This is a genomic window from Methanohalobium sp., assembly GCF_018609725.1.
Taxonomy (GTDB): domain Archaea; phylum Halobacteriota; class Methanosarcinia; order Methanosarcinales; family Methanosarcinaceae; genus Methanohalobium.
On record NZ_JAHENT010000065.1, the window covers coordinates 1 to 25,776 of the forward strand.

23 protein-coding genes are annotated in these 25,776 nt (G+C 36.5%); 12 read left to right on the forward strand and 11 right to left on the reverse strand.

The genetic code is table 11. The features are described 5' to 3' along the window. Positions 1–206: hypothetical protein (locus QZ276_RS03955; protein WP_292485491.1), on the reverse strand; the 206-nt coding region annotated here is incomplete at its 3' end. A 217-nt stretch (positions 207–423) separates the two neighbouring features. Between QZ276_RS03955 and pheA the strand changes: the two genes are divergently transcribed. From pheA to QZ276_RS03985, 6 genes are read left to right on the forward strand one after another with little or no spacing between them, the layout of a single operon-like run. Continuing rightward, positions 424–1,269, forward strand: coding sequence for a prephenate dehydratase (gene pheA / locus QZ276_RS03960; protein ID WP_292485493.1), 846 nt, complete (start codon positions 424–426; stop codon positions 1,267–1,269). A 46-nt stretch (positions 1,270–1,315) separates the two neighbouring features. Further along, on the forward strand, positions 1,316–2,206 hold the full coding sequence (locus QZ276_RS03965; protein WP_292485495.1) for a hypothetical protein: 891 nt from the start codon (positions 1,316–1,318) through the stop codon (positions 2,204–2,206). Positions 2,207–2,255: 49 nt separating this feature from the next. Next, positions 2,256–3,230, forward strand: coding sequence for a MoxR family ATPase (locus QZ276_RS03970; protein WP_292485497.1), 975 nt, complete (start codon positions 2,256–2,258; stop codon positions 3,228–3,230). A gap of 37 nt (positions 3,231–3,267) precedes the next feature. Beyond that, on the forward strand, positions 3,268–4,152 hold the full coding sequence (locus QZ276_RS03975) for a DUF58 domain-containing protein (RefSeq protein WP_292485499.1): 885 nt from the start codon (positions 3,268–3,270) through the stop codon (positions 4,150–4,152). Further along, a complete protein-coding gene (locus QZ276_RS03980; RefSeq protein WP_292485501.1) occupies positions 4,146–6,023 on the forward strand; it encodes a BatA and WFA domain-containing protein in 1,878 nt (625 codons plus the stop codon). Before QZ276_RS03975 ends, QZ276_RS03980 begins: the two co-directional genes overlap by 7 nt. Continuing rightward, entirely contained in the window at positions 6,023–8,500 is a 2,478-nt protein-coding gene (locus tag QZ276_RS03985; protein ID WP_292485503.1) for a VWA domain-containing protein, read from the forward strand. Before QZ276_RS03980 ends, QZ276_RS03985 begins: the two co-directional genes overlap by 1 nt. A gap of 257 nt (positions 8,501–8,757) precedes the next feature. On the opposite strand, the gene QZ276_RS03990 is transcribed toward QZ276_RS03985, so the two are convergent. From QZ276_RS03990 to hxlA, 6 genes are all read right to left on the reverse strand, one after another. After that, on the reverse strand, positions 8,758–9,429 hold the full coding sequence (locus QZ276_RS03990) for a VPXXXP-CTERM sorting domain-containing protein (protein WP_292485505.1): 672 nt from the start codon (positions 9,427–9,429) through the stop codon (positions 8,758–8,760). A 161-nt stretch (positions 9,430–9,590) separates the two neighbouring features. Then, positions 9,591–10,688 carry a hypothetical protein gene (locus QZ276_RS03995; protein ID WP_292485507.1) on the reverse strand — a complete coding sequence of 366 codons (1,098 nt, stop codon included), beginning with the start codon at positions 10,686–10,688 and terminating at the stop codon, positions 9,591–9,593. A gap of 138 nt (positions 10,689–10,826) precedes the next feature. After that, positions 10,827–11,330, reverse strand: coding sequence for a type 1 glutamine amidotransferase domain-containing protein (locus QZ276_RS04000; protein ID WP_292485508.1), 504 nt, complete (start codon positions 11,328–11,330; stop codon positions 10,827–10,829). A 118-nt stretch (positions 11,331–11,448) separates the two neighbouring features. Continuing rightward, on the reverse strand, positions 11,449–11,589 hold the full coding sequence (locus tag QZ276_RS04005) for a hypothetical protein (protein ID WP_292485509.1): 141 nt from the start codon (positions 11,587–11,589) through the stop codon (positions 11,449–11,451). Between the two features lie 58 nt (positions 11,590–11,647). Beyond that, a complete protein-coding gene (locus tag QZ276_RS04010) occupies positions 11,648–12,415 on the reverse strand; it encodes an A24 family peptidase C-terminal domain-containing protein (protein WP_292485510.1) in 768 nt (255 codons plus the stop codon). 1 nt (position 12,416) lies between these two features. Further along, positions 12,417–13,742 (reverse strand): 3-hexulose-6-phosphate synthase, encoded by a 1,326-nt coding sequence (hxlA, locus tag QZ276_RS04015; protein WP_342765698.1) that lies wholly within the window; start codon positions 13,740–13,742, stop codon positions 12,417–12,419. Positions 13,743–14,209: 467 nt separating this feature from the next. Here hxlA and QZ276_RS04020 point away from each other — a divergent pair, with 467 nt between their 5' ends. From QZ276_RS04020 to QZ276_RS04040, 5 genes are all read left to right on the forward strand, one after another. Continuing rightward, a complete protein-coding gene (locus QZ276_RS04020) occupies positions 14,210–14,662 on the forward strand; it encodes a TIGR00725 family protein (RefSeq protein WP_292485512.1) in 453 nt (150 codons plus the stop codon). 117 nt (positions 14,663–14,779) lie between these two features. Beyond that, complete coding sequence (locus QZ276_RS04025) at positions 14,780–17,017, forward strand: DNA topoisomerase I (protein WP_292485514.1); 2,238 nt, start codon at positions 14,780–14,782, stop codon at positions 17,015–17,017. An 18-nt stretch (positions 17,018–17,035) separates the two neighbouring features. Next, a complete protein-coding gene (locus tag QZ276_RS04030) occupies positions 17,036–18,274 on the forward strand; it encodes an MBL fold metallo-hydrolase (protein ID WP_292485516.1) in 1,239 nt (412 codons plus the stop codon). A 17-nt stretch (positions 18,275–18,291) separates the two neighbouring features. After that, positions 18,292–18,483 carry a hypothetical protein gene (locus QZ276_RS04035; RefSeq protein ID WP_292485518.1) on the forward strand — a complete coding sequence of 64 codons (192 nt, stop codon included), beginning with the start codon at positions 18,292–18,294 and terminating at the stop codon, positions 18,481–18,483. Between the two features lie 561 nt (positions 18,484–19,044). Beyond that, a complete protein-coding gene (locus QZ276_RS04040; RefSeq protein WP_292485520.1) occupies positions 19,045–20,949 on the forward strand; it encodes a S8 family serine peptidase in 1,905 nt (634 codons plus the stop codon). A 7-nt stretch (positions 20,950–20,956) separates the two neighbouring features. On the opposite strand, the gene QZ276_RS04045 is transcribed toward QZ276_RS04040, so the two are convergent. After that, on the reverse strand, positions 20,957–21,580 hold the full coding sequence (locus tag QZ276_RS04045; protein ID WP_292485522.1) for a molybdenum cofactor guanylyltransferase: 624 nt from the start codon (positions 21,578–21,580) through the stop codon (positions 20,957–20,959). A gap of 82 nt (positions 21,581–21,662) precedes the next feature. Between QZ276_RS04045 and QZ276_RS04050 the strand changes: the two genes are divergently transcribed. Continuing rightward, positions 21,663–22,214, forward strand: coding sequence for a ferredoxin domain-containing protein (locus tag QZ276_RS04050; RefSeq protein ID WP_292485523.1), 552 nt, complete (start codon positions 21,663–21,665; stop codon positions 22,212–22,214). 12 nt (positions 22,215–22,226) lie between these two features. Here the strand turns inward: QZ276_RS04050 and QZ276_RS04055 are convergent, their stop codons facing one another. The 3 genes from QZ276_RS04055 to QZ276_RS04065 all read right to left on the reverse strand — a co-directional run. Next, positions 22,227–24,230: a DUF460 domain-containing protein gene (locus tag QZ276_RS04055; protein ID WP_292485525.1), complete on the reverse strand. Its 2,004-nt coding sequence runs from the start codon at positions 24,228–24,230 to the stop codon at positions 22,227–22,229. A gap of 45 nt (positions 24,231–24,275) precedes the next feature. After that, positions 24,276–25,163 carry a serine/threonine-protein kinase RIO2 gene (locus QZ276_RS04060; RefSeq protein WP_292485527.1) on the reverse strand — a complete coding sequence of 296 codons (888 nt, stop codon included), beginning with the start codon at positions 25,161–25,163 and terminating at the stop codon, positions 24,276–24,278. Positions 25,164–25,444: 281 nt separating this feature from the next. After that, a partial coding sequence (locus tag QZ276_RS04065) for a zinc ribbon domain-containing protein (protein WP_292485529.1) occupies positions 25,445–25,776 on the reverse strand: 332 nt, incomplete at its 5' end.

Consider the following 25,776-nt stretch of genomic DNA (forward strand, 5'->3'; position numbering starts at 1 on the left):
CTTACTTCTAACCTATCTCCCAAATTATCAGGGTCATATTCTGATACTGCGGTGGCATTATTTGTTTGGTTAAATGCCCAGTTATCGTTCCACTCCCCGGAATTCTTATTACCATCTACAGTTATTGCTGATACCGATGAAACTAAAAATAGCATCATCAATAAAGCAATAACTATGCAAAAACCTGTTTGTAATTTAATTTTCAATTCTATACCCCCTCTTTTAAAATACTTCAAAAATTTATTTATTTAAATAACTTTTATACAAATAAATATTAAAACAGGTAAGGATATATTATGTTAGGAAATTATAATTCTAAAAACAATACCTAATGGCAATTACTAAGGATAGTTACATTAAAAACTAAAACCAAGTATTTTACAAAATCATAAGTTATTTTAATCATACTGCCAATTAAAAACCATGATTGTCGGTGTATTGGGTCCTGCTGGGTCATATTCTGAAAAAGCAGCAAAAAAATGGTCAAAAAAACTGGAACATACTGATGTTCCTGTATTCAATTATTACGAAGATATAACTGATACTTTTTCAGCAATTGTGGACAAAACAATTGATTTTGGTGTTGTTCCGGTAGAAAACTCTATCGAAGGTTCTATAGGTATCACCCTCGACCAGTTATTTGAAAATGAAATAACAATCACAGGTGAAATAGTAGTGCCCATAGAACACTGTCTTTTATCAAAAGGTAGCTTATCAGATATAAAAATAATACTATCCCATCCTCAAGCACTTGCACAATGCCGTAATTTTTTAAAAACTCATTTTAAAAATATCGAACTTAGAACTACCGGAAGTACATCCCATGCTGCAAAGCTTGCAACTGAATTTGATGAAATGGCGGCAATTGCATCTCGCAGTTCTGCAGAAATGTATGGGTTAAAAATACTAATACCGAATATACAAGACCATAATGAAAATTATACCCGATTTCTTGTAATAAAATCAAAAAATAAAACATCCAATATTAAATCAAATCCAACAGTACATCTTTACAAAACATCCATTATAGTTTATCTGGACCAGAATCGTCCAGGTGCGTTGTATGAAATCCTTGAAGAATTTGCCAAAAAAGAAATAAACTTAACAAAAATCGAATCCCGACCTTCCAAAAAAGCACTTGGTGATTATCTATTCTATATTGATTTTGAAGGCAGTATCCAAGATGAAATTATAAAAGACGCACTGGATAACCTTGGTAGAAAAGTCAATATGTTGAAAAACCTAGGTTCATACCCAAAAGACAATTAAATCTGTAATACATCATAAACATTCTAAACAGATAAAGGATTTATTCATGGCGGAAAGTAATTTTAACATTGAATATTTTGTAGAAAAACATGAATCAAGATTAAAATGTTTTAGACGCCTTTACAGATTAATGGATTTTATAGCTATTTCTGTATTTTTATACACAATATTTGTGATTTTTAACATAGACACGATTTTTTCCAGCATCAAAAGCTTTGAACTCTACACAGGAAGGCAATTTCATTTTGCTGGTTTTTCTGTATTATTTGAAACAATCGGATTGATTATCATATCACTGACCATCGCTCTGATAATCTCTTTAATCATCCATAAATATAGCGATAAAACAAGTGCCATACAGATAATAGAATCCAAATATCCACAACTACGTGAACGTCTAAGAACTGCTTATGACAATCGTAACACCAGCAACATAATCGTAAATGACCTGATTAATTCAGTAATGGAATATGCAAAAAATGTTAAACCTTTGGATTTACTGAACAGAAAAAGGTTTGCTTCCAGTATCATGGCAGTTTTAGTTGCCGTTTCACTGTTTTCAGTTATAACAATCTATGACTATAATACAGATATCAAACCTGTTGACATGAGCAGAGATATTTTTGCTCCCGAAGACGATAATACATCAGATGAGCTTCCAGTCACAGACAATCAAGAAAACGATGACAAAAATCAGGAAAATGTTCAGGGGGAAACGTCAATAGTAGTAGTAGAAGGTGAAAAAATCGATTTGAAATTACCTCCCGGATCAGGCAAGGGATTTACAAACCAGCAGGAAGGAAATGATAACCAACCCTTTGAACCCTCATCCGCCTATGATATAAACGTTATTTCATCCAAAGCATACTATGAAAATTTACCTGAAGGATATCAGAGTGTAATTAAACAATATTTTGAAGAAATGGCAAAAAAATAATAAGTATAAATGTATAATTTTATGAAATCCAATAAAACGGAGATAATCGATGTGTCCCACTGCATCTAATAAAAACAATTTAACCGAAACTTATCAGAATATCGGTGAGACTTTCCAAAATATATTTGATGAAATCGGCAAAGTTATAGTAGGACAGAGAAATACAGTAGAACAAATAATTATAGCCATACTTTGCGATGGGCACGCACTGGTTGAAAGTAATCCTGGGCTTGGTAAAACACTTACCATTTCAACGATAGCAAAAGTTACTGAACTGGATTTCAGCAGAATACAGTGTACACCCGACCTTATGCCTGCCGATGTCACCGGTACCCACATAATTGAAGAAAGAGACGGAAAAAAGATGTTCAAATTTGAACAGGGTCCAGTTTTTGCAAATATTGTCCTTGCAGACGAGGTTAACCGTGCATCACCAAAAACTCAATCCGCTCTTCTTGAATCCATGCAGGAAAAACAAGTAACAGTAGGAAATGACACATATATCCTGGATAAGCCATTTTTTGTTCTTGCAACTCAGAACCCTATCGAAATGGAAGGTACGTATCCACTTCCTGAAGCTCAACTGGACAGATTCATGTTAAAAATTCTGGTTGATTACCCAACATTTGATGATGAACTCAATATTGTTAACAGGTACACTACTGCTAAATATCCACAAGTTAACAGGGTTATCGATAAAGACACCCTGCTTGAGCTGCAGAAATTGAGCAGAGAAATTCCAATCTCAGATGAATTGAAAACGAGAGTTATAAAAATTGTAATGACAACCCGTCAATGGGGCGAACATATAGAATATGGTGCTTCTCCAAGAGCATCCATTGGTTTGATACTGGCTTCAAAAGCCCGCGCTTTGATTCACGGGAGAAATTATGTAAGTCATGAAGATATAGAAACTATGGCTTATCCAATCCTGCGCCACAGAATAATTCTTACGTTCGAATCTGAAAGACGGGGTGTATCAAAAGACCAGGTAATAAAAAAGATACTGGAAAACGTAAAATAAAGTTACATATTTCACAAGTAAAATACAAGATCTTGAAATGGATGGGAAAAAACATTCAATAGACATTGATTTTTTCAGACAGCTTGACCGGTTTACCTTCATGGTAAGGAAAAGAGTATCAACAGCTTACGCAGGGAGCCGTCGTTCTATACACAGCGGACGTGGTATTGATACTGTTGGGTACAGGCAGTACTACCCAGGTGACGAGATAAGATCTATTGACTGGAATGTTTATGCCAGAACTGAAAAACTATATGTACGCCAGTATGAAGAGGAAAAATCACTTACCACACATATACTCCTTGATACCAGCAAAAGCATGGATTACAGGGGCAGCAACAATACTTCAAAATTTGAATATGGTGCTATGATAGCCGCAGGATTTGCGTATCTTGTTACAAAGGACAACGACAAATTTGCGATTTCAACGTTTTCTGAAAATGTGGATATAGCAAAACCCAAAAGAGGGAGAGAATATTTAATCAGAACTATTGATAGGTTGAGTGAAACTGAACTCGGTGGTCAGACATCAATAAGGGAAAGTATGATACAATATACACCCGCCATACGTTCCCGTTCACTGGTAGTAATCATCTCTGATTTTCTTGATGACCCCGAGTCAATAGAATCTGCGATATACCGTTTTTCATATCATGACCTTATACTTGTACAGGTTCTCGATAATACCGAAGTTGACCTACCTGTCTACGGAAACAGCAAATTGATAGATTTAGAAACAGAATCTGAATTGAAAACCTATATTAGTAAAAACTTTAAAGATGAGTATAAAAAACAACTTGAAAATCATACCAACAGTATCCGGGAAATATGTGACCATACAGGTGCTGATTTTTATACCTTTAATACTGACATCCCGATATTTGACGCTTTCTTCTATACAATCAGCAGGAGGCGGTGGTAATTCCTTTTGATAATTTGTTCGCTCTTACATCACTACTAAGTGTAATACCTCTGATTATATTATATCTTCTAAGACCAAAACCAAGAGTAGCAAGAATACCTTCATTGATGTTTTTGATGAAAGTTGAAAAAGAGAAAAAGAAAATATATTCATCTATCACCAGAATTATAAAAGATCCGTTATTTTTAATCCAATTATTCGTCCTAATATTTCTTTCAATTGGATCTGCAGGTCCTTTTTACACCTCTGAAGAACCATTAAGTAGCGAACATACTGTAATTGTCATTGATTCATCAGCAAGTATGCAGACAGATGGAAGATTTGATGATGCTATTTCTAAAGCAAAGAGCTATATAAGTCAGGAAAATACGGTTATAATTGCTGAAAATGTACCTGTTACTGCACTGGAAAACGCTGGTGCATCTGATGCCAGAAATTTGTTAGATAAACTTAACCCAAAGGCTACTGTTGCTGACCTTTCAAGTGCTATATCCAGCGGGATGAGAATACTTTCAAATCAAGGTGGAAGAATCGTAGTAATCTCAGATTTTACACACTGGCAGGGGCAGGATCCGGTGTCGACAAAAAAACTTGCTAAATCCTATGGATTAAATGTGGATTTTGTCAGGGTGGGAGAACCCAAAGACAATGTGGGAATAATTCATGGTAATGTGGAGACCGAAGGCAATTCCTATTCATACAGTTCCATTGTCAAAAATTACAACGATGTTTCCAAAAACGTTGACATCGCAGTAAGAAACAACGGCGAAATCACAAAAACTTTACAATTTGATATAAATGCAGGTTCTACAAAGCAATTCAAAGTAAGCAACCTTAAAAGAGGAATCACAAAAATACAGATAGAGGGACAGGACAGTTTAATGGTGGATAACACCGCCTATGTATCAGTTCCGGGTTTTTCAGACAATGATGTTTTGCTGGTTACAGATAAAGATAATACACCATCAGAAACTGCTCTTTCACTTATACCAAACATACAGGTTTCTGTTTCTGATAATATCCCAACCCGGATAAATAATTATGATGTAGTTGTATTGTCCAACAATGGGCGGTCATTCAATGATGACGAAATATCAAGACTTGAAACATATACAAACAATGGCGGTGAAATGGTATTTATTGCAGGTGAACAACTGGCTCCAGAAAATGCAAAAATAAGCCTGTTACAACTTCTCCCTGTCAAAACCCTTGGTATCACAGAAGCTTCTGATGGTGTCACATTAAAAGATGTGCAATCAACCCAGCTTACAAATGACCTTAAACTGGACGAAATTGCAGTATATAAATATCTGAACTCAACTCCAAGAAGCGATTCTACCACACTTATATCTACTGAAAACGATATCCCCATGCTAACTTACTGGACATCTGGTGAGGGGACTGTTGTTTATCTGGGACTTAACGATAAACTCGGAGAAAATGCATGGAGCAATTTCCACAATCTTCCGGAGTATCCTGTATTCTGGGTTAAATTAATCGGATGGCTAGGTGGAGCTGGAGATGTAGCTGACTACAACCTTGAGACCGGCACCATAACATCACTTTCACAAAGACAGACAATACAAACTCCTACCGGAAATCAGACAACAGAACGTGTACTGTACGATGAAGCCGGAGTTTACAGGGTAGCCGGTAAAACTATAGCTGTCAACCTTTTTGATGATAGAGAATCAGACACTACAATTGATGGTTCAGATGTTATAGAACGTGCATCTACCAACGGTGAACCTGATATTGTAAGGTCTGAAACCTATACTGCAGAAAATGACCTTGATATTTACCTGATTGCAGTCGCTCTTTTGCTGATAATAGCTGAAATATATATTATTAAAAAACGGGGTGAACTCTGATGGTATCCCTCCCTTTTATACCCCTATCTTTTGAACATCCTGAAATTATCCTACTTATAGTTCCTTTAATAATTGCAGCATTGTACCTTATCCATAAAGGAACAAATACACGAATAATAGAATCCAGAGTAATCATTATTTCCCTGCTTATTCTTGCACTGGCTTCTCCATATATTACGGTCAGCGAAACCAGAACCGATGAAAACCCCAACCTTGTTGTCATCTCTGACGAAACATCGAGCATGCAGTTGTTTGAAGATGGCACAGGAGAACGAATATATGAATCAATGGCTTCAAAAACTCCCACATCAATGGTACGTCTGACCGGTGAAAAAACAAATCTTGGAGATGCCATAATACAAAACTCAGGTGGAGACAACCAGATTGTTATTGTAACCGATGGAAACAACAATCACGGTGAAAGTCTGGAAAGTGCACTGGAATTTGCCGATAACACCGGGACAAATGTATATGCTGTTCAACCTGAACTTGAAACAAACGATTTGAGTGTTCAGATAAAAGGGGACAAAACAGTTGTTTTAAACAATGAAAACCAGTTTGAAATAGTCGTATCTCAAGCAATGGATAAAAAAATCAAATATGACCTTGAAGTTTACGCCAACGAAACGCTGATACGAAGCGGTACATTCACTCAGTCAGGACGTGAGAAAACAATAGATGTCAAATATACTTTTGAGTCACTCGGTGCAAACCATCTGAGAGCTGTAATAACACCACAGAGTGGAGATATTGACAGTGTTAACAACCGATTCTATAAATCCGTATATGTAATCTCTAAACCTAATATCCAGTTAACTGCCAATAATATCGATTCACCGCTATCCAGAATACTGTACGACCTTTATGATGTTACAGCCAGTAGCAACTTTTCAAATATTGAAAATAAAAAAGCAGTCATCCTTGATAACCAGCACATAAATACACTTTCACAAAATGAGGTAGAAAAACTTAAAAACTATGTCACAGACGGAAATGGGCTTGTTGTTGTTGGTGGTGACCAATCCTATAGTTTCGGTGGATATCTCAATTCATCATTTGAAGAACTCCTACCTGTAACTTCAAAACCAACAAAATGGACAGGAGGGAGAAACATTGTACTGGTACTGGATGTATCCCAGAGCACTGCTGCCCACGGTACCCAGAGCAATATTCTGGGAAATGCTGTTAACCTCATTCAAAACGAGAATCTAAGAGATGCTAATCTTGGAGTTATTGCTTTCGGTACTGAAGGAGAAGATGTATCAAACGGACTTGTGTATCTGGGTATCCCTTCAAACCGGGAACGTCTTGAAAATAAAATACGGAATCTTAAAACAGAAACCGATACTTCACTGAATTTGGGATTAAGTGTTTCACAGGAATGGCTTCAGGGTGAAACCGGCAAACTGGAAGTGATTGTTATATCAGATGGTGCCATTGGTTCATCCTATCAGAAAAGCCTTGATATCGCAAATGATATGAAAAAGAAAGGAGTAAATTTCTATTTTGTAAATATTGAACCAAGCGACCCGTCAATAGAAGGACGTTATGATAATAGAGGTGATCTTTATGCTAAAAGGTTTATAACCGAAATAGAAGGTACAACTGACACATATTTCCAGATTCAACGAGATCAGCGTGCCAACCTTGTTTTTGAGGATTCTGATATTCCGGATGATGAGGATATTTCCGATTCTGGTCCTTTCCCGGTTATTGAATACAATTCCAACCATTTTATAACCAGAGATATAAACATCACCGGCAATGTATCTGGTTATAATGATATAACTCCAAAAGCAGGTGCACAAAGGCTCGTAATTACCACAAACGGCAAACCAATAGTCACATCATGGAGGTTCGGACTCGGTAGAGTTGTGTCCTATACCACTGATAATGGTTATGGAAGTGGAAATCGATGGGCTTCACAGATGTATTCTGGTAACAACTCCAAACTTACATCCAAGATGGTTAACTGGGCTATCGGAAATCCACGTGCTGAAGAAGGAATCGTTCTTAATGCTCCTGATGGATGGTCAGGAACACCAGTTGAACTTTCATTAACAAGGTATGATGAGAGAGGATTACCTTCTCTACAGCTGGATGATAGAGATGAAAATATAGAACTTTCCGTGACTGGTGAAAATACATATGAAGGGTCTATAACCGTTGACAAAATAAGTATGCATGATATTTCTGGATATCCTGTTGCTGTAAATTATGCTCTGGAATATCGTGATGTCGGGTTTAATGAAAATCTACCCACACTAATCAAAACACATGGCGGAAAAATGTATAAAGAACAGGAGGCACGTGCATTGCTACTTGATGATGCAAAAGAAAGTGCCACAAAAACCGTCCAGACTCCATTTGATTTGAAAATGTACTTTATACTTACCGCTTTGGGTCTATTCCTGCTTGAAATAGTACTCCGCAGAGTAAGAGAAATTCGGGAATATAAAAACACTGAAAATGAATAATTTTTAAAGAAAAAGTAGGGACGAGCGGGTTGGGGAGTGGGGTTTGTTGTGGGGGAGTGTGGTTGAAAAAAAGTCTTTTACCCGCTCGTTAATACAACAGTAGGGTATTCAACATATAAGTAGTTGTCCCCATTCGTTATAAAATATGATAGAAAAGACAGATTGGTTGAATAAAAATCCGCACACACTCTTATACCTTTGTAGGAATTTATAAATAAAAAAGAGAAGGGATTGTTTAGTACACTCTCTATAGGATTTTACTTCTGCTGTCTTCTCATAAACAGTACAAGTGCAATTCCAAGAACACCGACTAACAGGACTGGATTTGCTGTTGGCACTCCTGCCCAATGGTCATGGTCTTGAGATTGTGGCTCTGAAGGAACTGTGTCTTCATAGCAGGTTTCACCTACAGACCATCTATCCCAACCAGATGGAAAGTGTTGCTGGTCTGAGCTATCTGTACCATTATAATCAGCTTCAACATTCATTGCCCAACCGAATTTTTCACCTGTACCTCCAAGCATAGTTTTTGGAACTGTAATTATGAACTGTTTTCCATCACTGGATTTTTCTACGTTCATATTATCTGGAACATCCATTATTCCAGACCATCCATCATTATATTCTTTATAATGAGCCATATTTTCTGAATTCCATCCTACAAGGAATGAATCATTATTATCACATATTACAAGCTGTGCTCCTGACTCTGTCAGACCGGGCACGTCATCTAAATTTATAGTCCATTTAACATCATCATTGGCACTTTCCATGGTCATATTGATTCCAAATTTTTCATCCCCTGATGCTAATTTAAAATCACCCTCTGTCCATGAATCGGCTGAAGCACTTCCAACCATTGCAAATATTAAAAATATCGATGCAAATATCAGTATTTTTGATATTTTTCCTAATCCAGCTTTTATCATTTTACCATACCCCGATTTTTATTAAATCTTAGAATTGCATCTAAATACAATTCTAAACAACTTTAGATAATGATAGGACATAATCAGATAAAAATAGTTAAGAAACAATATTTCAAAAAAATAGTTCCTTGAATTAAAAAATTGAAAGAGCAAGTAGCTCTTTAAATCATGTTTTTATCCTTAAGCTCTTCGTAATGCCTTTTGGATTCATAATATACAGCCCCGATAGCCACCAATGTAGCCAGCAAATATACCACAATTCCAACCCACGGAATACTGCTCAAAATCATAAGTAAAAATAATCCTGCAGCCAGCATGATAGAAGGTCTTGATGACGATTTTCCGATTTTTGATGATAAATATTTTCCTATCCATAAACCTGTATACAATCGTGCTGCATAAAGACTGAATCCTATTATAAACAGCAGTACAATACCCAGTGGTATTCCTACAATCGTCATAAGCAGGATAATTGAGCCTACTAAACCTGCAATTATCAGCACAAAACCTATTCCAAGATTCTTCAGAGGATTGGTTTCGATGTTCTCCAGTATTGACATCGAACCACTTGGCCAGAGTTTTAATGCAACCATCCCGACTATAAGCAGTGCCAGGTATTTAATAATCCACCAGATTACAGATAAAAACCCGAAACCTTCAGCTGTACCTGTGCTTTCTTCAACAAAGTTTATGTCACCTCCAACTGTTCCTGATGATATCTCTGCTTCACTGGTACTTGTATAATTCAGATTTCCGCCTATATGTGTACCTGACAAAATCTCAAGGTTGTTTACCTCAACATCCACATTGCCACCAACATTACCATCAAGAGTGATAGTATCTGCACCACCCTTCATATCACCGTTTAATTCGCCCAGCATCCTAACTTGACTGGCACTGTATACCATATCCCCCTCGATTTTAGTATTACTGGAGACGATTAAATCTCCACCTGCCGCTATTAAATCATCACCTATATTCCCTTCTATCCTTAATGTGCCACCAGCAATGCGGACATCATCGTCCACATCTCCTTTTATAACCACTTCTCCACCTGCTGCAATCACATCACCGGTTACATCACCTGCTATTTCAACTCTTCCTCCTGCAGCAACCACATCACCCTGAACAGTATTCTGGATTACTACGTCACCACCAGCAATATAGAAATCATCTTCAATAATTCTGTCTACATTTACAGAACCATCAGATTCTATAAACTCATAAGCACTGGCAGATATACAAAAAACCGAAATCAAAACTAAAAACGTTACAAATACAGATAAGGGCTTCTTACAAAACACATAATCACCATATATAAATCTATAATAGCTATTTACCTGTATATCTACCTAAAAAATGAAAAATTAACTTAAGAATACCATGGCAGATGTTTATTATTTATTAATCATTTTTACAATTTCTCGACCAAACGCATAAAGGTCATTGGGATTTCTTGATGTTACAAGGTTTCCGTCAACAACCACTTCTTTATCTTCATAATTTGCACCGGATACTTTCAGGTCATCCCTTACCCCGATGTAGCATGTAGCTTTACGTCCTTTAACCACTCCCGCAGATATCAGAATCTGTGCTCCATGACAGATTGATGCTACAGGTTTATTTTTATCAAAGAAATGTTTTGTAATCTCAATCGCTTTTTCATCAAGACGAACTTTTTCCGGTGCTTTACCACCTGGTATAACAAGCATATCAAAGTCATCAGGATTTACTTCATCAAAAGTCAGGTCGACACCTGCAGGATAGCCATGTTTGCCTGTTATGGTTCCCTTCTCCATTGATACTATTTTAACATCAATTCCTTCTTCTTTAAGACGGTTGAGCGGATAGAATAACTCAAGGTCTTCAAAACCATCTGCACTTATTATTAACGCTTTCAAAACACAAACCCCCTGTAAACCTTACAGTATTTGGTTATTTGTAATTTGTTATATATTTAACTATTGAAATAGAAAATAAAAAACGGAATACCAGCCACCAAATTAAAAAAACAATTAATTATTCACATGTATCAAGCAGATGTCGTCTGTAATTACCACGTTCATCGCCAACATGAATAGGTTCTACATATACTTCTTTCCTTTTATTCTTACCTTGTGTTTCTTTATTTTCATTCTGTGACTGCTCTTCGTCTGACATGTTTTGATAACACCTCTATAAATAATATGTACTGGTCTGCATTAAAGATTACCCTGAATTAAATAAAAGGTACTATATAATTTGAAGTTAGATAAAATATCAGGTCTCCGTAGACTACTGTTGTTAAAAAACCAACAGTTATAGGTATCATAAACGGTAACCCCGGTGTTACCCAGATTCGTTTGCTGATTAAATTTTTATCAGCATAATTTCTCAGCTCTTCTATTGTTTCATAGTCTATCTTTTTTCCGCTTCTTGAAAAACCTGCCCTAATACCCTCATCAGTTTCTTCATATTCTTCCAGCAATCTGATGTAGTCCGGAATCGGTTCATACACAGATGTTTTGTATCCCAAAAACATATACCACGGTTTATTAAAAACTTCACTTAAGGGCTCTTTTATAAGATTGTAGAAAAACAATCCTACTGGAACGATTACTGTAAGGATTACTGCATTTGCGAACACACTAAACGCAAACAGATTTATTGTAGGTACAGGGTTTAGTGGTAGCGTATAACCAAATATATCAATTACAGGAAATGCCGGCATTATAATAGATATAATTATCATCAATTTTGCATCTGCACCACCAAATGCATTAAAAGATAAAAGGATGTACACAAAACCAAAAATAAAAACAAATGATATTAATAGGTGTACAAGATGCGAGAACCCGTAATTTATAAGGTCGTATATTACAAAAATCATACCGGGAGCTAGCATAAAAGACCAGAGTTTATTGGGCACTCTGCGTGTTTTAAGGTCTGAATAACACGAATAAAGAAGGAACGGCAGGAAAAAAAGGACTTTCAACAAACCTATCATATTACTGCTTCTCCCATTTGTTGAGTTGTGCTATATCTGATAATGTTCTACCCCGTTTCACTTCATCGTATAAACGCTGTTCTCCTTTTTCTATTTCTTTTGATCGTCGAGCGATTTCATAGGCACGTTCTTTGGGAACTACCACCACACCATTGTTATCTCCAACTATATAATCACCGGGCCTTACGTTTTGGCATCCACATGTTATTTCTGAATTAATCTCACCGAAACCTTTGGGGTCACCTGCGTTTGGTACTGTATTACCCGCAAAAATCGGCAAGCCTATATTTGTTATATCATCAACATCTCTTACTGCTCCATCAACAACGACACCTGCAATACCTTTATTCAGACAACTAAATGTCGCAAGACCGCCCCAGCAAGCTATATCCTTACTACCATTGTATATTACAATTACATCACCGGGTTTTGCAGTATCTATTGCCTGAACCGGTTTTGCCCAGTCACCTTCAAACGTCTGTACAGTTACCGCCTTCCCAACCATTTTTGTATCCTGTACAAGAGGTATTATTTTTCTCATCGCCCCCTTTCGATGCATGGCATCAGATATGTTAGGAGTAGAGGTATTTGTAAGAATTTCATAGATTTCATCATCAAGCGATTGTTTTGAAACCTGAAATTTTGAAGGAGAATCAACACCACTACGTATAGTTTTTGCCGCTCTGGAAACATTGTCAGAACGGGTTATGTTTCCACCCACTATAACAATGTCAGCCCCTGTGTTCACAATTTCTGAAGATGTTTGCTCATCAAGCCCTCCAGCAACTGCAACCGGTACGTTTACGGCATCAACTACGTCTTTAAGAAGGTGTATCGGGTCGTATCCCAGCATCTGCTGGTCGATACCGACATGGACATTTATATAATCGATACCCATCTTTTCTAGCTGCATTGCTCTTTCCACTGGGTCGTTTACCGACATTAAATCAGCCATCAGTTTGACTCCGTATTGGTGTGCAGACCGTACGGAATCATTTATTGTCGAATCATCAGATCCCCCGAGAATCATCACTATGTCTGCACCTGATTTTGCTGCCATTTCAACCTCTATTGACCCGGTGTCTATTGTTTTCATATCTGCAAGAACTGTATAACCGGGAAACTCTTTTCTGATTCTACGGATTGCAGACATACCTTCACTTTTGATAAGAGGTGTACCTACTTCTATCCAATCCACACCGCCTTCTAATGCTTCTTTTGCTATCTGTACTGCACGGTCGATTTCCAGTAGATCAAGGGCAACCTGAACAATCGTTTTGATAAAATCACCTGTGTGGGTTATAATTATTATCTTTGTGTAATAAATTAACTACCTATAAAAGGGACAACAATCTCGATTTACACTGATGGGATACTTTTCTCATTCCTGAAAACTCTGATTTTTTGAAATGATGTAGATTTAGGTAAAGAGTTTAGTGAACTAGACCACATAAAGTTATGTTTTAAATAATAAATTGTAGATTACTTAATTAATTGTTTTGGTTCTGTTATTATTGATTTTTGTTCAACTATTTTAAAGCTTTCAAAATTAACTAACTTTACATAGAAAGAAAGAGAATAAACTATTTTTACTTATTATCATCTTCACAACATCTGGCAGAACCTTCTGAAAGCCTACAGCGTACACTTTAATCCATTTGCAGTGCTACCCGAAATCCAACCATAACAATTAAATGGGTAAAACCCAGCTGAAAATTTCATTTAATAGAGAAAATACCTAAAATTTTTATCGCTATACTCAATTTTAAATTAAATAGATAAGGAGATAAAATTATGAACAGGGCACAGATTGGAGTAATAGGTGCTGGTGATTGTGATGCAAGAACTCTTGAACTTGCTGAAAATGTAGGGAAATGTATAGCCAGAAGAGATGGGATATTAATATGCGGTGCACTGGGCGGAGTTATGGAAGCTGCGTCCAAAGGTGCAAAAGAAGAAAACGGTACAACGCTGGGAATTCTTCCCGGTAAAAAACGAGATGAATCAAACCCCTACATAGATATTGCAGTTGTAAGCGATTTGGGAGAAGCAAGGAATGCTCTTATTGCAAGGTCATCTGATGTATTAATTGCTGTTTCCGGCGGATACGGGACCCTTTCTGAAATTGCCATGTCGCTTAAAATGGGAAAAAATGTAGTTGTACTGGAAAGTTATTGGGATATTGAAGGAACCTACAGAGTAGACAATCCAGAAGAAGCTGTGGATATGGCATTTGGATTTTTATAATTAACCAAATTATTTTGGTTCGGCAAAACTTAAATAGAATCAATTAAAGCAACAACTAATAAATAGAACATAGAAAATTATTATACACATAACAAAAAATTTAACTCGGGATTGTCGATGCACCTCATAATAGCAGAGAAACATATTGCAGCAAAGCGAATAGCAGCAATCCTTGCACCAAAGAAACCCAAAAAAGTACGTGTAAGTGGGGTTGACACGTATGAATACGAAGACGATGAAGATGATAAAATTGTCATGGGGTTGAGTGGGCATATTGTTGAACTTGATTTTCCAAAAGAATATAACAACTGGCAAAAGGTAAATGCAGAAGATTTGATTGATGCTGAACTTATTACAAAACCCACACAGGTAAAAATTGTAGCAGCACTCAAAAAATTGGGGAAAAAAGCCAGCAAGGTCACAATCGCGACTGACTATGATGGTGAAGGTGAGCTTATAGGTGTCGAAGCACTAGATATAATAAAAAAAGTAAATCAGGATATTCAGTTCGACCGGGTGAGGTACAGTGCTATCACCGAAAAGGAAATCAAAAACGCATTTTCAAATCCGGTTAATGTTGATTTTAACCTTGCAGATGCCGGTCATTCAAGACAAGTTATAGACCTTGTATGGGGTGCTTCACTTACACGTTATATATCACTCTCTGCAGGGCGACTTGGAAAAATGTTCTTGTCTGTAGGGAGAGTTCAGTCACCCACACTTGCTCTTATTGTGGACAGGGAAAAAGAAAGAGAAGCATTTGTACCTGACCCTTACTGGGAGATTTATGCCACCCTTGCAAATTCAAATGGAGAGGAGTTTGTAACCCAGCACAAAACCCAGAGGTTCTGGGATAAAAGCCAGGTCAATTCGGTAGTAGACAAACTTAAAGACTGCAAGACTGCGGAAGTTACCTCTGTTGAGAAGTCAACAAAACAAGATAAACCTCCATCACCATTTAATACAACCGAATTTATCAGCGCCGCGAACTCTATCGGATTTACAGCATCAAATGCAATGAGAATCGCAGAAACACTGTATACAAACGGGTATATATCCTACCCAAGAACCGATAATACCGTCTATCCCGATTCACTCGATTTGCGCAATTTAATAGCAATGTTCAAATCCGGTCAGTTCAAACAGTATGCACAGTATCTGCTGAATAAATCCAGTCTTGTACCAACACGCGGGAAAAAGGAAACCCAAGACCATCCACCAATTTATCCTACATCCGCCGCCAAAAAATCAGAAATTAATGAAGATGAGTGGAAAATCTACGAGATGGTTGTAAGAAGGTTTTTTGCAACATTTGCCGATCCTGCAAAATGGGAGACAATGAAAGTCAAGTTTGATATTGGCAGTGAAGAATTCAGAGCAAAAGGTGCCCGCCTTATAAGTCCAGGATGGAGATGGTTTTATCCCTATAACTCCCCAGAAGACAAAATATTGCCACCATTAAAAGAAGGGGAAGTTTTGACTGTCAAAAGCTCAAAAGTGGCTGACAAAGAGACACAACCTCCCGGAAGATATGGACAGGGACGTCTTGTCAGAATAATGGAAGAACTTGGCCTTGGAACAAAAGCTACAAGACATGAAATTATCAGCAAATTGTTTTCAAGAGCCTATGTGCATAGCAACCCTCTCCAGCCCACAAAAACCGCTTTTGCTGTTATAGATGCTCTTGAGAATTATGCTCCCACAATAACCAAACATGAAATGACAAGTAAACTGGAAGAAGACATGGAAAAAATCTCAGAAGGAAAAATCAAAGAAGATGAAGTCTTAAAAGAATCAAGGGATATGTTAAAATCCATGTTTTCAGAACTTGAAAGTAACAGAGATAATATAACCCAATCACTAAGAAATGGACTTAGAGAAGACAAAGTTATAGGCACCTGTCCTGAATGCGAATCCAGATTGATGGTCAGGCGTTCTAAAAGAGGTTCACGTTTTATAGGCTGTGATGGTTATCCGGATTGTACATTCTCACTACCACTTCCAAAAAGTGGTCAGATTATTGTAACGGATAAAGTATGTGAAGACCACGGAATCAATCACATAAGGGTTAACATACCGGGAAAACGTCCCTGGAATCTTGGTTGCCCGCATTGTAATTTTATAGAGTGGCAAAAAGAACAGGAGAACAACAAAAACAAACAAAAAGATACAGATTCTAAAACTCCAAAATCCATAAAAGAAATCAACGGCATAGGTAAAGTAACTGCTGAGAAACTGGAAAATGCAGGGGTATCCAGTGTAGAAGAACTGGCAAATGCTGATGCAGTAGAGTTATCAAAACAGACCAACCTTTCTGTCAAAAAAATCAAAAACTGGCAAGAATATGCAGCCTAAATCAAAGAGGGTTGAAAATTGAAACTGGATTTTAGAGGCGGCTGTAGAGAAGTGGGACGCTCTGCAGTTTATCTTAATGATGAGATCTTAATCGATTACGGAATGAAACCGGGTGAAATTACACAGTATCCTCTGAACGACCTGCATCCAAAATCGGTGCTTGTCACACACGGACATCTGGACCATTGTGGAGCTCTTACAAATTTGATACATGATAATTCTGAAATTTTCATGACACCTCCAACTGCAGATTTTACAGAAATGCTTGCTGAGGATACTTTAAAAATCGCGGAAAATGAAAATATACCGCCAGCATATAACTTGGAAGATTTAAAATATTTCATGAACAGAACAAATAAAGTAGATACAGGGATGGAATTTTCAACAAATGGATATAAAGTCCAGTTCTACGATGCAGGTCACATTCCCGGTTCTTCATCTGTTTATATTGAAACAAAAGAAGGTGAAAGTATATGTTATACAGGAGATGTCAACACTATAGATACAAGGCTTTTATACGGTGCTGATCTATTCCCGGATGCTGACACTCTTATAATCGAAAGCACGTATTTTGGAGAAAATCACACACCCCGAAAAAAACTGGAATCCGAATTTATAGAATCCCTTAAAAGTACACTTGATATAGGCGGCAATGTTATAATTCCTGCATTTGCAATCGGTAGAACCCATGAAATACTTATGATGCTGGATTCATACGGTATTAATACTCATGTCGATGGTATGGGTCTTGATGCATACAGTATCATGAAAAAGTATCCAGACTACATAAAAAATATCAAACATCTCAAAAAAGCGTTCCGTGATGCTTCTGTTGTTAAAGGTAAAAAACGTAAAAAATTGCCAAGAGACTCCTCTGTTATTGTTACAACTGCGGGAATGTTAAATGGTGGACCAGTATTACAATATCTTGATAAAATTTACAAGGATCCAAAATCAAAGATTATGCTTACAGGATATCAGGTCGAGGGTACAAACGGCAGGTCTGCAATAGAGAACAGTTTTATTGAAAACAACGGAATCCGACAGAAATTGCAGACAGAAATTGAACAATATGATTTTTCAGCCCATTGTGGTGACAGAGAACTTAAACAACTGGTTAAAGATTTCTGTGACAGGGGAACTGAAAGAGTTATAACAATGCATGGTGACAATTCTGAAGGTTTTGCCAGATGGATTGAAAATGAAATCGGAGTAGAAACCTATGCCCCATCCAATGGTGACATTTATAAATTCTGATATTTTGAGGTTTCCGGATGATTACAAAACAAAAATCACAGATTATTGGTTTTATAACATTTTTAATCGTATATTTTGCAGGGGTCAATCTCTGGCTGATTTCTACTGGTTCTACCAGTTCTTTTATTTATGTTCCTGGAACTCTTATCGTAGGACTGGCTGGATACTGGATAGGTGGTTATGTATATACAGAATTCTTAAAAAAATAATCAATTACATCCATAACAGTTTCCATGTTAAAGACCACATTCAATACTTTGCAAAAATATATTTAAGTATCAGATACACAAATGGTTTTGTGTAAACCAATGGTATAATATTAAATTAATAATATAATATTGTATTAGGGCACATATATAAAGTATCAACTAAATTAAGGTTATATCGGGTAGAGGAAAGTTATAAAAAAATAACCCAATGCTAAAATTAAAAAACGGTAGTTGGATGGCCCCCACTCCTCAACCCGCGGATTAGCCCCCGCTTAAATCCGCTGGCTGGATGAACCGCTCCTCTACCCGCTTATTTGGATATTGTGAACCTTTTGTTCACAATACCAAATCTTACTATAAGAGTATAAATATATATAATAAACGTTGCTTAATTTTTCTCCGCGTTAAATATTACAAAAGCGTTAAAATTTTCAACGCCTATTTGAATTACATAACTATCCTAATTAACATTGCTCAGCAATCCAGTTCAGTAATTAATTTTCCAAAGGACTATTTCTACAAAGCAACAATATTAACCCTATACGGGGGACATGAGGTGAAATGGTCAAAGCTAAACACTACATAATCTCTTTTACGATTTTACTATTGATTTTGTTATCTATAGGCATTATATCAGGTATATATGAAGCCAAAAACTACCACCTTAACAATACAAATGAAGATTTCCTTCTAAAAGAAGAACAAATATCCTACCTTGAAAATAAAAAAGGAAACACTGCCTGTATAGAAGAAAAATGCAGCACTCCGCTTGTTAGTATACTGGAGAAAAAAAACAATTACAGCAACAATTATGTCTGTGTCTATATTTATTTTAAACAATCTGCAGATATTAAAACTATTGAACCCCATATAACTAACGTTACCAACAGAGATGAAAAAAACAACCTTATTGTCGGTTGGGTAAGTCTAAACAACCTAAAAAAATTGTCATCTATGGATACAGTATGTGCTATCAGGAAAGTCATACCTCCTGAAGTTAATACCGGTTCTATGACAAGCAGAGGAGACAGTATACATAACACAGATAGTGTCAGGGAAATGTATAACCAGTACGGTTCTGGCATTAAAATAGGAGTCATATCTGACAGTGTAGATGGGCTAAATGAATCCAAAAATTCAAAAAATTTGCCGGATGATGTTGTTGTATTGAGCGAATCCAGTGGAAGGGGAGAAGGAACTGCAATACTTGAAATCATTCATGATATGGTTCCTGAAGCAAAATTATATTTTCATGGTGCAGGGAACAATATTCTGGATTTTAATTATGCTGTTGACACTTTGGTAAACTCTGGTTGTAAAATTATAGTGGATGACATTGGCTGGAAAAGAGAACCTTTTTTTGAACACGGTATAGTTGCATCTCATGTAGCAAATGTTGTAGAAAGCAATGAGATATTATATGTTACTGCTGCCGGTAACGAAGGTAAAAACCATTATCAGGGAATTTACCAAGGGAATGCATTCAATTTTCACAACAAATCCCTTAAAATGAATATACTTCCAAATGAGAGCATTGACATTGTGTTACAATGGAACGACCGGTTCGGGTCATCCTCAAATGATTATGATTTGTACCTGTTCAGAACTGATAACAGGGATATTCTTGACAGAAGTATTGACACACAGAACGGAAATGATGACCCTCTTGAATATATCAATTATACAAATCCTACCGAATCAGAAATTGAAGCTGAAATTAATATAAGAAATTACAATGCTGAAGCCAGTAAAAGAATTCTGGAATTATACATATACACAGATAATAAAAAACCCAAATCTCATTCCCGAATTTTACCAAACAACATTGTCACCAGTGATTCTATTTACGGGCATCCTGCAATAAGGGATGTTGTTACTGTAGGAGCTATCAGTATAGATTCGGATATTGAACCTTTTTCATCTCAGGGTCCAGTTACCCATTATCATCCAGATTATGAGATGATATCCAAACCCGATGTTGTGGGTGTAAATGGCATTAACGTTTCAGGTGCAGGTGGTTTCTCCAAAAAATTTTACGGCACAAGTGCATCCGCACCTCATGTTGCCGCTGTTGCAGCACAATTATGGAGCAGTTTTCCATCGATGAAAGCTCAAGATATCCGCGAAGCTATATATTATTCAGCAGTGGATATGGGTGTAGAAAATTATGATTACACATATGGATATGGTCGTGTTGATGCCCTTAAAGCCTACAAATACCTCCTATCTATAAATAATTCGTCCGTTCAGAGAAAAACATATGATAATGATAAAGAATACAAAAAATTTGAAAAACAGGAAACATCCAACAAATCATCAATGAAATCACCCGCAGAGACACAATCCGGACAATCAGAAAATCAGGATCTTTCGCCTGAAGAAGTTGAAACTCCGGGATTTGGAGCTATTTATTTAACTGCTGGTTTGTTGATTGCCATATATTATGCGAAAAAAATGTTAAAATAGATTACTTTCAAGTTTTTCGCTTTACCATATTTTCAAGGTCGTATATTGTGTTGATATTTAAAAATGTTTCAAGTTCTGTATCCAGCTTTTTGATTTTTTCAATATTCACATATACTATATCATCCAGATGATACACTGGTGCAAGTACAAACCTGTCATTGCGTTTGATGGTTTTTTCTATTTCAAAAACCAGTGGATATACCCGATATACCGCATGAAGAGGTTCAAGATTTCCGTCATCCCATTGTGGTAGTGCTGCATCATGACCCTCTGCATATTCAAACAGCAAATCCACTACGTCTGTATTGATTAAAGGCATATCACAGGCAGCTGCAAATACATATTCACTTCTTGCCGCCTTGAAACCTTCCAGTATACCGGCAAGTGGACCTACGCCTTTATACTTGTCGGTAACAATAGTACGATTCCCCACATACTGTTTAAGTTTTTGTTTCTGTATTTCATCTCTTACAGAAATTATCACATCATCAACCGAATTCTCAAGAGTATCTATAATATGCTCTATAAGAGTATATTTACCAAAAGGAATCAAAGCCTTTTCCGCATATTCAAGTCTACTTCCTTCACCACCTGCAAGTATTAACCCTGAACGCATCATTGAACCGACCATACACATACATTATATACATTTTTTCTGTTAGAGAGATTTACAAAACAAAAATCTTTAAAACAGCAGATACCAATAACAAAACATGAAATTAGAACCAGAATCTGAAAGCATAGATGTATTCGCCAGAGAAATTTTAACAGCAGCAAGAACAGCTCCGAAAGCAAAGGGTCAGGACGACATAGTAACCGCTATGCTGAGTAATACAGATGTTGAAAAACTTGCTCTATCTATGGAAGAGATTGCAGAAACAAGAGATGAAAAATTCAGCTTTTTTAAAAGAGACGCACAGAATGTTAGAGATTCAGATGCTATTGTACTTATCGGGTTGAAATCCTCAAGAGGTCTCGACCTTGACTGTGGAGCCTGTGGATTCAGCACATGTGCAGAAATGTTACAGTATTTAAAAGAAGGTACCACTGGTAATGACTTTGAAGGTCCAAGATGTTCCATAAAATATGTTGACCTCGGGATTGCTGTAGGTGCTGCCACAGCCAAAGCCAAAGATTTGTGTATCGACAACAGGGTCATGTATACTATCGGTTCAGCTGCGAAAAAATCTGGTTTAATCGGTGCAGATATGGTATATGGTATACCTCTAAGCATTAAAGGAAGAAACATTTTCTTTGACAGATAATAAAAAAGGAGATTATATTAAACCTCTGCGACGTTCGCTCCTGTATTCATTAACAAGGTTTACAAACTCTTTTTCTTTTTCTTCCATGTATTTTTCTTTAGCAAATTCATTCCATCTGGAAATTGCGGATTCAAGTTCCTCAGGGTTAACTATTGCAAAATCATCAGCTCTTTGGATGGATACATCTTTTAAAATCGGGATGTTTTTTTCAAAAAATGCTTCATATGCCGCATGCGACAGGTCATCAGATATAATAACCGCTTTGATACCGGCATTAATCAACATTGATGCTGTTGATGCTCCTCCACCACTTGCATCTTCCAGATAAACAATATCTCCCGGTTTAAGCCCATAGAGTTGTTTTGTTTTTGAAATATCATCTTTTGTAAATGAATTTATAATTTTTACAGGTATACCTTCCCCTTTAATCTCCATCTTGCGTATTTGTTTGAGTTTATTAATCTGTGATTTCAATTTTTTAAGGGATTTATTCTTATTTTTTAGTTCGGATTTAAGCTTTGATATTTTATTATTACGAATCTTTATCTCTTTTTCTTTCTTTATTTCTTTGTTCCTTTCACTCATCAGATTATCAATTTTAAACTCAAGACTGGAGATTTTTTTATCCTTCTTCTTATTATCCTTCTTGAGTTGATCGATATAATCCTGCATGTGTTTAATTTGTGATTTCTGGCGATTGATAGTTTCAACCAGTTTCTGGTATTCTTCAGGTTTTTCCTCTTCAACAGAAGGCTGCGGTTTTTTAGCAGGTTCCTTTTTAGATTCTTCTTCTTTTTTGGATGATTTTACCTTTTCGATAGCATCCTCTATCGTGTCACCATACATGACATATAATTTTACCTGGTCTCTATCAATATTAGACGGAGACCTCTTTTCGACTTTGGAAAACACATTTTTGTAATTCCTGTAACTATAAAGAGCTGCTGCAAGTGCATCGCGTTCATGGTCATTGGAATACCCGTAGGGTTTAGATAATGCGATTTTCTCTTCTGATGAGAGCCTTGTGTCAGGTCTACCTTCTATCGCCTTGAAACTGCGGCGTATTTTTTCTACAGAATTTGGTGTGGGTATTACATCTGTTGCTATGATGACAGGTTTACCATATTCTGATACCAGTTTTACGACCTCATCATGAGATATACCCCGAAAACTTTTCAAATACAAAAGTTCTGCATCCAGTGAAAGAACTGCTATACCTACAGTTGTTCCCGGATCAATCCCAACAATGGTGTATTTCCTTTTCTGTTCATCATGCTTATCCAGAGGTATATACTTTATTTTATCCCGCTCAACACCTTTCACCTTCACCTGCACATCTCCCCCAACACCTGGACGCACAGGTACATCATCACGTCTTGCATAAACTGTGAACTCGCACCTTACATATCCACCATAACCCTTTGTTATTTTGGAGTCATAGGTATACCCTTTATCTTTGGAGAAATTTTTTAATGTGGAATCAATATCTCTGCATTTTTCTTTAACTGAACCGTGTACTTTTCTATGATAGCGGTTTTGACTCCATCCGCCTCTCCCAAGTGACCTTGCACGACTTACTTTTATTTTAGTAATATTTTCAAAAAGGGATACTTCAAAACCCACTCCCATTGCTGCAAGACGTGCACAGACTTCTGCTTCATCATTTGGGTTGAACTGATTAAGTTTAAGATTATTTTCGTTGGCAAGTCTGACAAGAGATTTAGGATGTATACCTCCGGTAACCTGCACAAGCCTGACATTTTTTGGCAGTCGTTCAAGGAATTGTATAAGATTTTTTTTATTTTCTGCAAGTTCAAAAACGTTGTCAAGAGCTATGATATCAGGACGGTCTTTGTGAACCATCCTCAGGATTTTATGTCTATGAACCATTGTATAATGGGTGATCTCCCCATCTTTTAGCACAGCAACAGAATACTTTGGCACTTCTTTCGCTTTAGGAGAACCTTTCGCTATATCAATACCGTATATTGTTACTGCATCAATATTATTTTCCATGATAACTATTTTTTTATTTTTCTGTGATGTATAAATTTATATCAATTATTCATTTTTGATATATTCTATGATATTATCTAGGTCTCTATTAACCTTATATTTTCGGTTGAAATAAGTCAACACATTGGAGACATCCCTTTTTAAAAGTTCAACAGCATGAGGATGTTCTGGAGTTATATATTGAGGCCAATCAATTATCTCCACTCCTTCTGGATGAACAAAAATATTGTACTCACTCAAATCTGCATGTATAATTCCCAGTGAATAGGCATTTTTTATCTGCTGTATTATTTCATCAAAAAACCTGTCAGGTTCAAGAAGTTTGGTCTTTGTGAGTTCACTACCTTTTGCAAAATGCATTACAACAGCATTCCTGTTCTGGTCGACCGGTTCAGGCACTGATACATCAGGATACAGGTTTGCTAATACTTCATATTCCCGTTTTGCAGAAAGACGGGACGCATAAACCCATGAATAATGTTCTCTGTCAACCAGATGGTCGCGTATCCTTTTAACGCTTTTGAAACTACTTATCCCTTCCCTATGGAATTTGATAACCACACTAATCGGTTCTTCTATCGCAAGTTCAGGTTCTTTTATCCCTTCATGAACAACCGATTCTTTACCATATCCAATTTCATCCCCTATTGCACTTATAGAACCTCTTTTAACCAGAGCATTGAGTGCAAGTGTATCATAACCGTTAAAATATATCTGATACCCTTCATAGGGAGTCCTAGTACCTATCACAACATCCTCCTTCACAAGATTATCCAGCCTGTAAAAAAGTTCATCAGATGGAATTTTTGTGTACTTGACAATTTCTTCTAAGGGCACCCATTTATAGTGCTTCATCCCTACTTCAATACCTGTCAGTATCCGTATGTCTTTGTTATCCAGTTTTTTGAAAAATTTCATTACATCATATATCATCAAATTCAAGTGGTGTTCATCATTAAAGATACTTTTTGGTTATGGAAAACCCGATTCAATATTCTGATAAGATTATTTTAAATAATATAATGAATAACCTTCTTTTGTAATATAGAGATATAGGGGTTAAGTGATGATAATTTATTGTTGATATATTTGCTACCATCTGGAGTATAATAGTTTTAGCATCAATTTTCTGGGTAATATATGATGTTTTAACCGCACTCCTAAATTTACATAAAATGATGTAAACTTAGGTGAGAAAGTATCATCTTTCTCGTTTAATTCGTTTGCATATTTATTTTCGAGTTATTGTATCTCCAATATGCAATATACAAAGGTTCTTTGAGATTACCTTTGTAGTCCGTGCCAGACAAAGGCATTTCTTTTTTAGCAATATTTACAGCGCTGTTTATATCTCTTGAAAGGGTTTGACCGCATTTTTTACAGGTAAAAATTCTTACATCTGGATCCTTCTTTTCTACGTCTCCACAAATACAGCATTTTTTTGTTGTATTTTTCTCATTAACTTTTTTGAATGTTTTACCTGATCTTTCACAAACCCATTCAATTGTTCCACGCAATTTTGCGATGAGAGTTTGATTTAATATAC

What these genes read in the sequence shown, in the direction of transcription:
- QZ276_RS04035 (WP_292485518.1), top strand. Translation starts at nt 18,292, where the DNA reads ATGATTACAAAACAAAAATCACAGATTATTGGTTTTATAACATTTTTA.
- QZ276_RS04055 (WP_292485525.1), bottom strand. Translation starts at nt 24,230, where the DNA reads ATGGAAAATAATATTGATGCAGTAACAATATACGGTATTGATATAGCG.
- QZ276_RS03990 (WP_292485505.1), bottom strand. Translation starts at nt 9,429, where the DNA reads ATGATAAAAGCTGGATTAGGAAAAATATCAAAAATACTGATATTTGCA.
- QZ276_RS03970 (WP_292485497.1), top strand. Translation starts at nt 2,256, where the DNA reads ATGTGTCCCACTGCATCTAATAAAAACAATTTAACCGAAACTTATCAG.
- QZ276_RS04045 (WP_292485522.1), bottom strand. Translation starts at nt 21,580, where the DNA reads ATGGTCGGTTCAATGATGCGTTCAGGGTTAATACTTGCAGGTGGTGAA.
- QZ276_RS04020 (WP_292485512.1), top strand. Translation starts at nt 14,210, where the DNA reads ATGAACAGGGCACAGATTGGAGTAATAGGTGCTGGTGATTGTGATGCA.
- pheA (WP_292485493.1), top strand. Translation starts at nt 424, where the DNA reads ATGATTGTCGGTGTATTGGGTCCTGCTGGGTCATATTCTGAAAAAGCA.
- QZ276_RS04010 (WP_292485510.1), bottom strand. Translation starts at nt 12,415, where the DNA reads ATGATAGGTTTGTTGAAAGTCCTTTTTTTCCTGCCGTTCCTTCTTTAT.
- QZ276_RS04060 (WP_292485527.1), bottom strand. Translation starts at nt 25,163, where the DNA reads ATGATATATGATGTAATGAAATTTTTCAAAAAACTGGATAACAAAGAC.
- QZ276_RS04005 (WP_292485509.1), bottom strand. Translation starts at nt 11,589, where the DNA reads ATGTCAGACGAAGAGCAGTCACAGAATGAAAATAAAGAAACACAAGGT.
- QZ276_RS03965 (WP_292485495.1), top strand. Translation starts at nt 1,316, where the DNA reads ATGGCGGAAAGTAATTTTAACATTGAATATTTTGTAGAAAAACATGAA.
- QZ276_RS03975 (WP_292485499.1), top strand. Translation starts at nt 3,268, where the DNA reads ATGGATGGGAAAAAACATTCAATAGACATTGATTTTTTCAGACAGCTT.
- QZ276_RS04025 (WP_292485514.1), top strand. Translation starts at nt 14,780, where the DNA reads ATGCACCTCATAATAGCAGAGAAACATATTGCAGCAAAGCGAATAGCA.
- QZ276_RS04040 (WP_292485520.1), top strand. Translation starts at nt 19,045, where the DNA reads ATGGTCAAAGCTAAACACTACATAATCTCTTTTACGATTTTACTATTG.
- QZ276_RS03985 (WP_292485503.1), top strand. Translation starts at nt 6,023, where the DNA reads ATGGTATCCCTCCCTTTTATACCCCTATCTTTTGAACATCCTGAAATT.
- QZ276_RS04050 (WP_292485523.1), top strand. Translation starts at nt 21,663, where the DNA reads ATGAAATTAGAACCAGAATCTGAAAGCATAGATGTATTCGCCAGAGAA.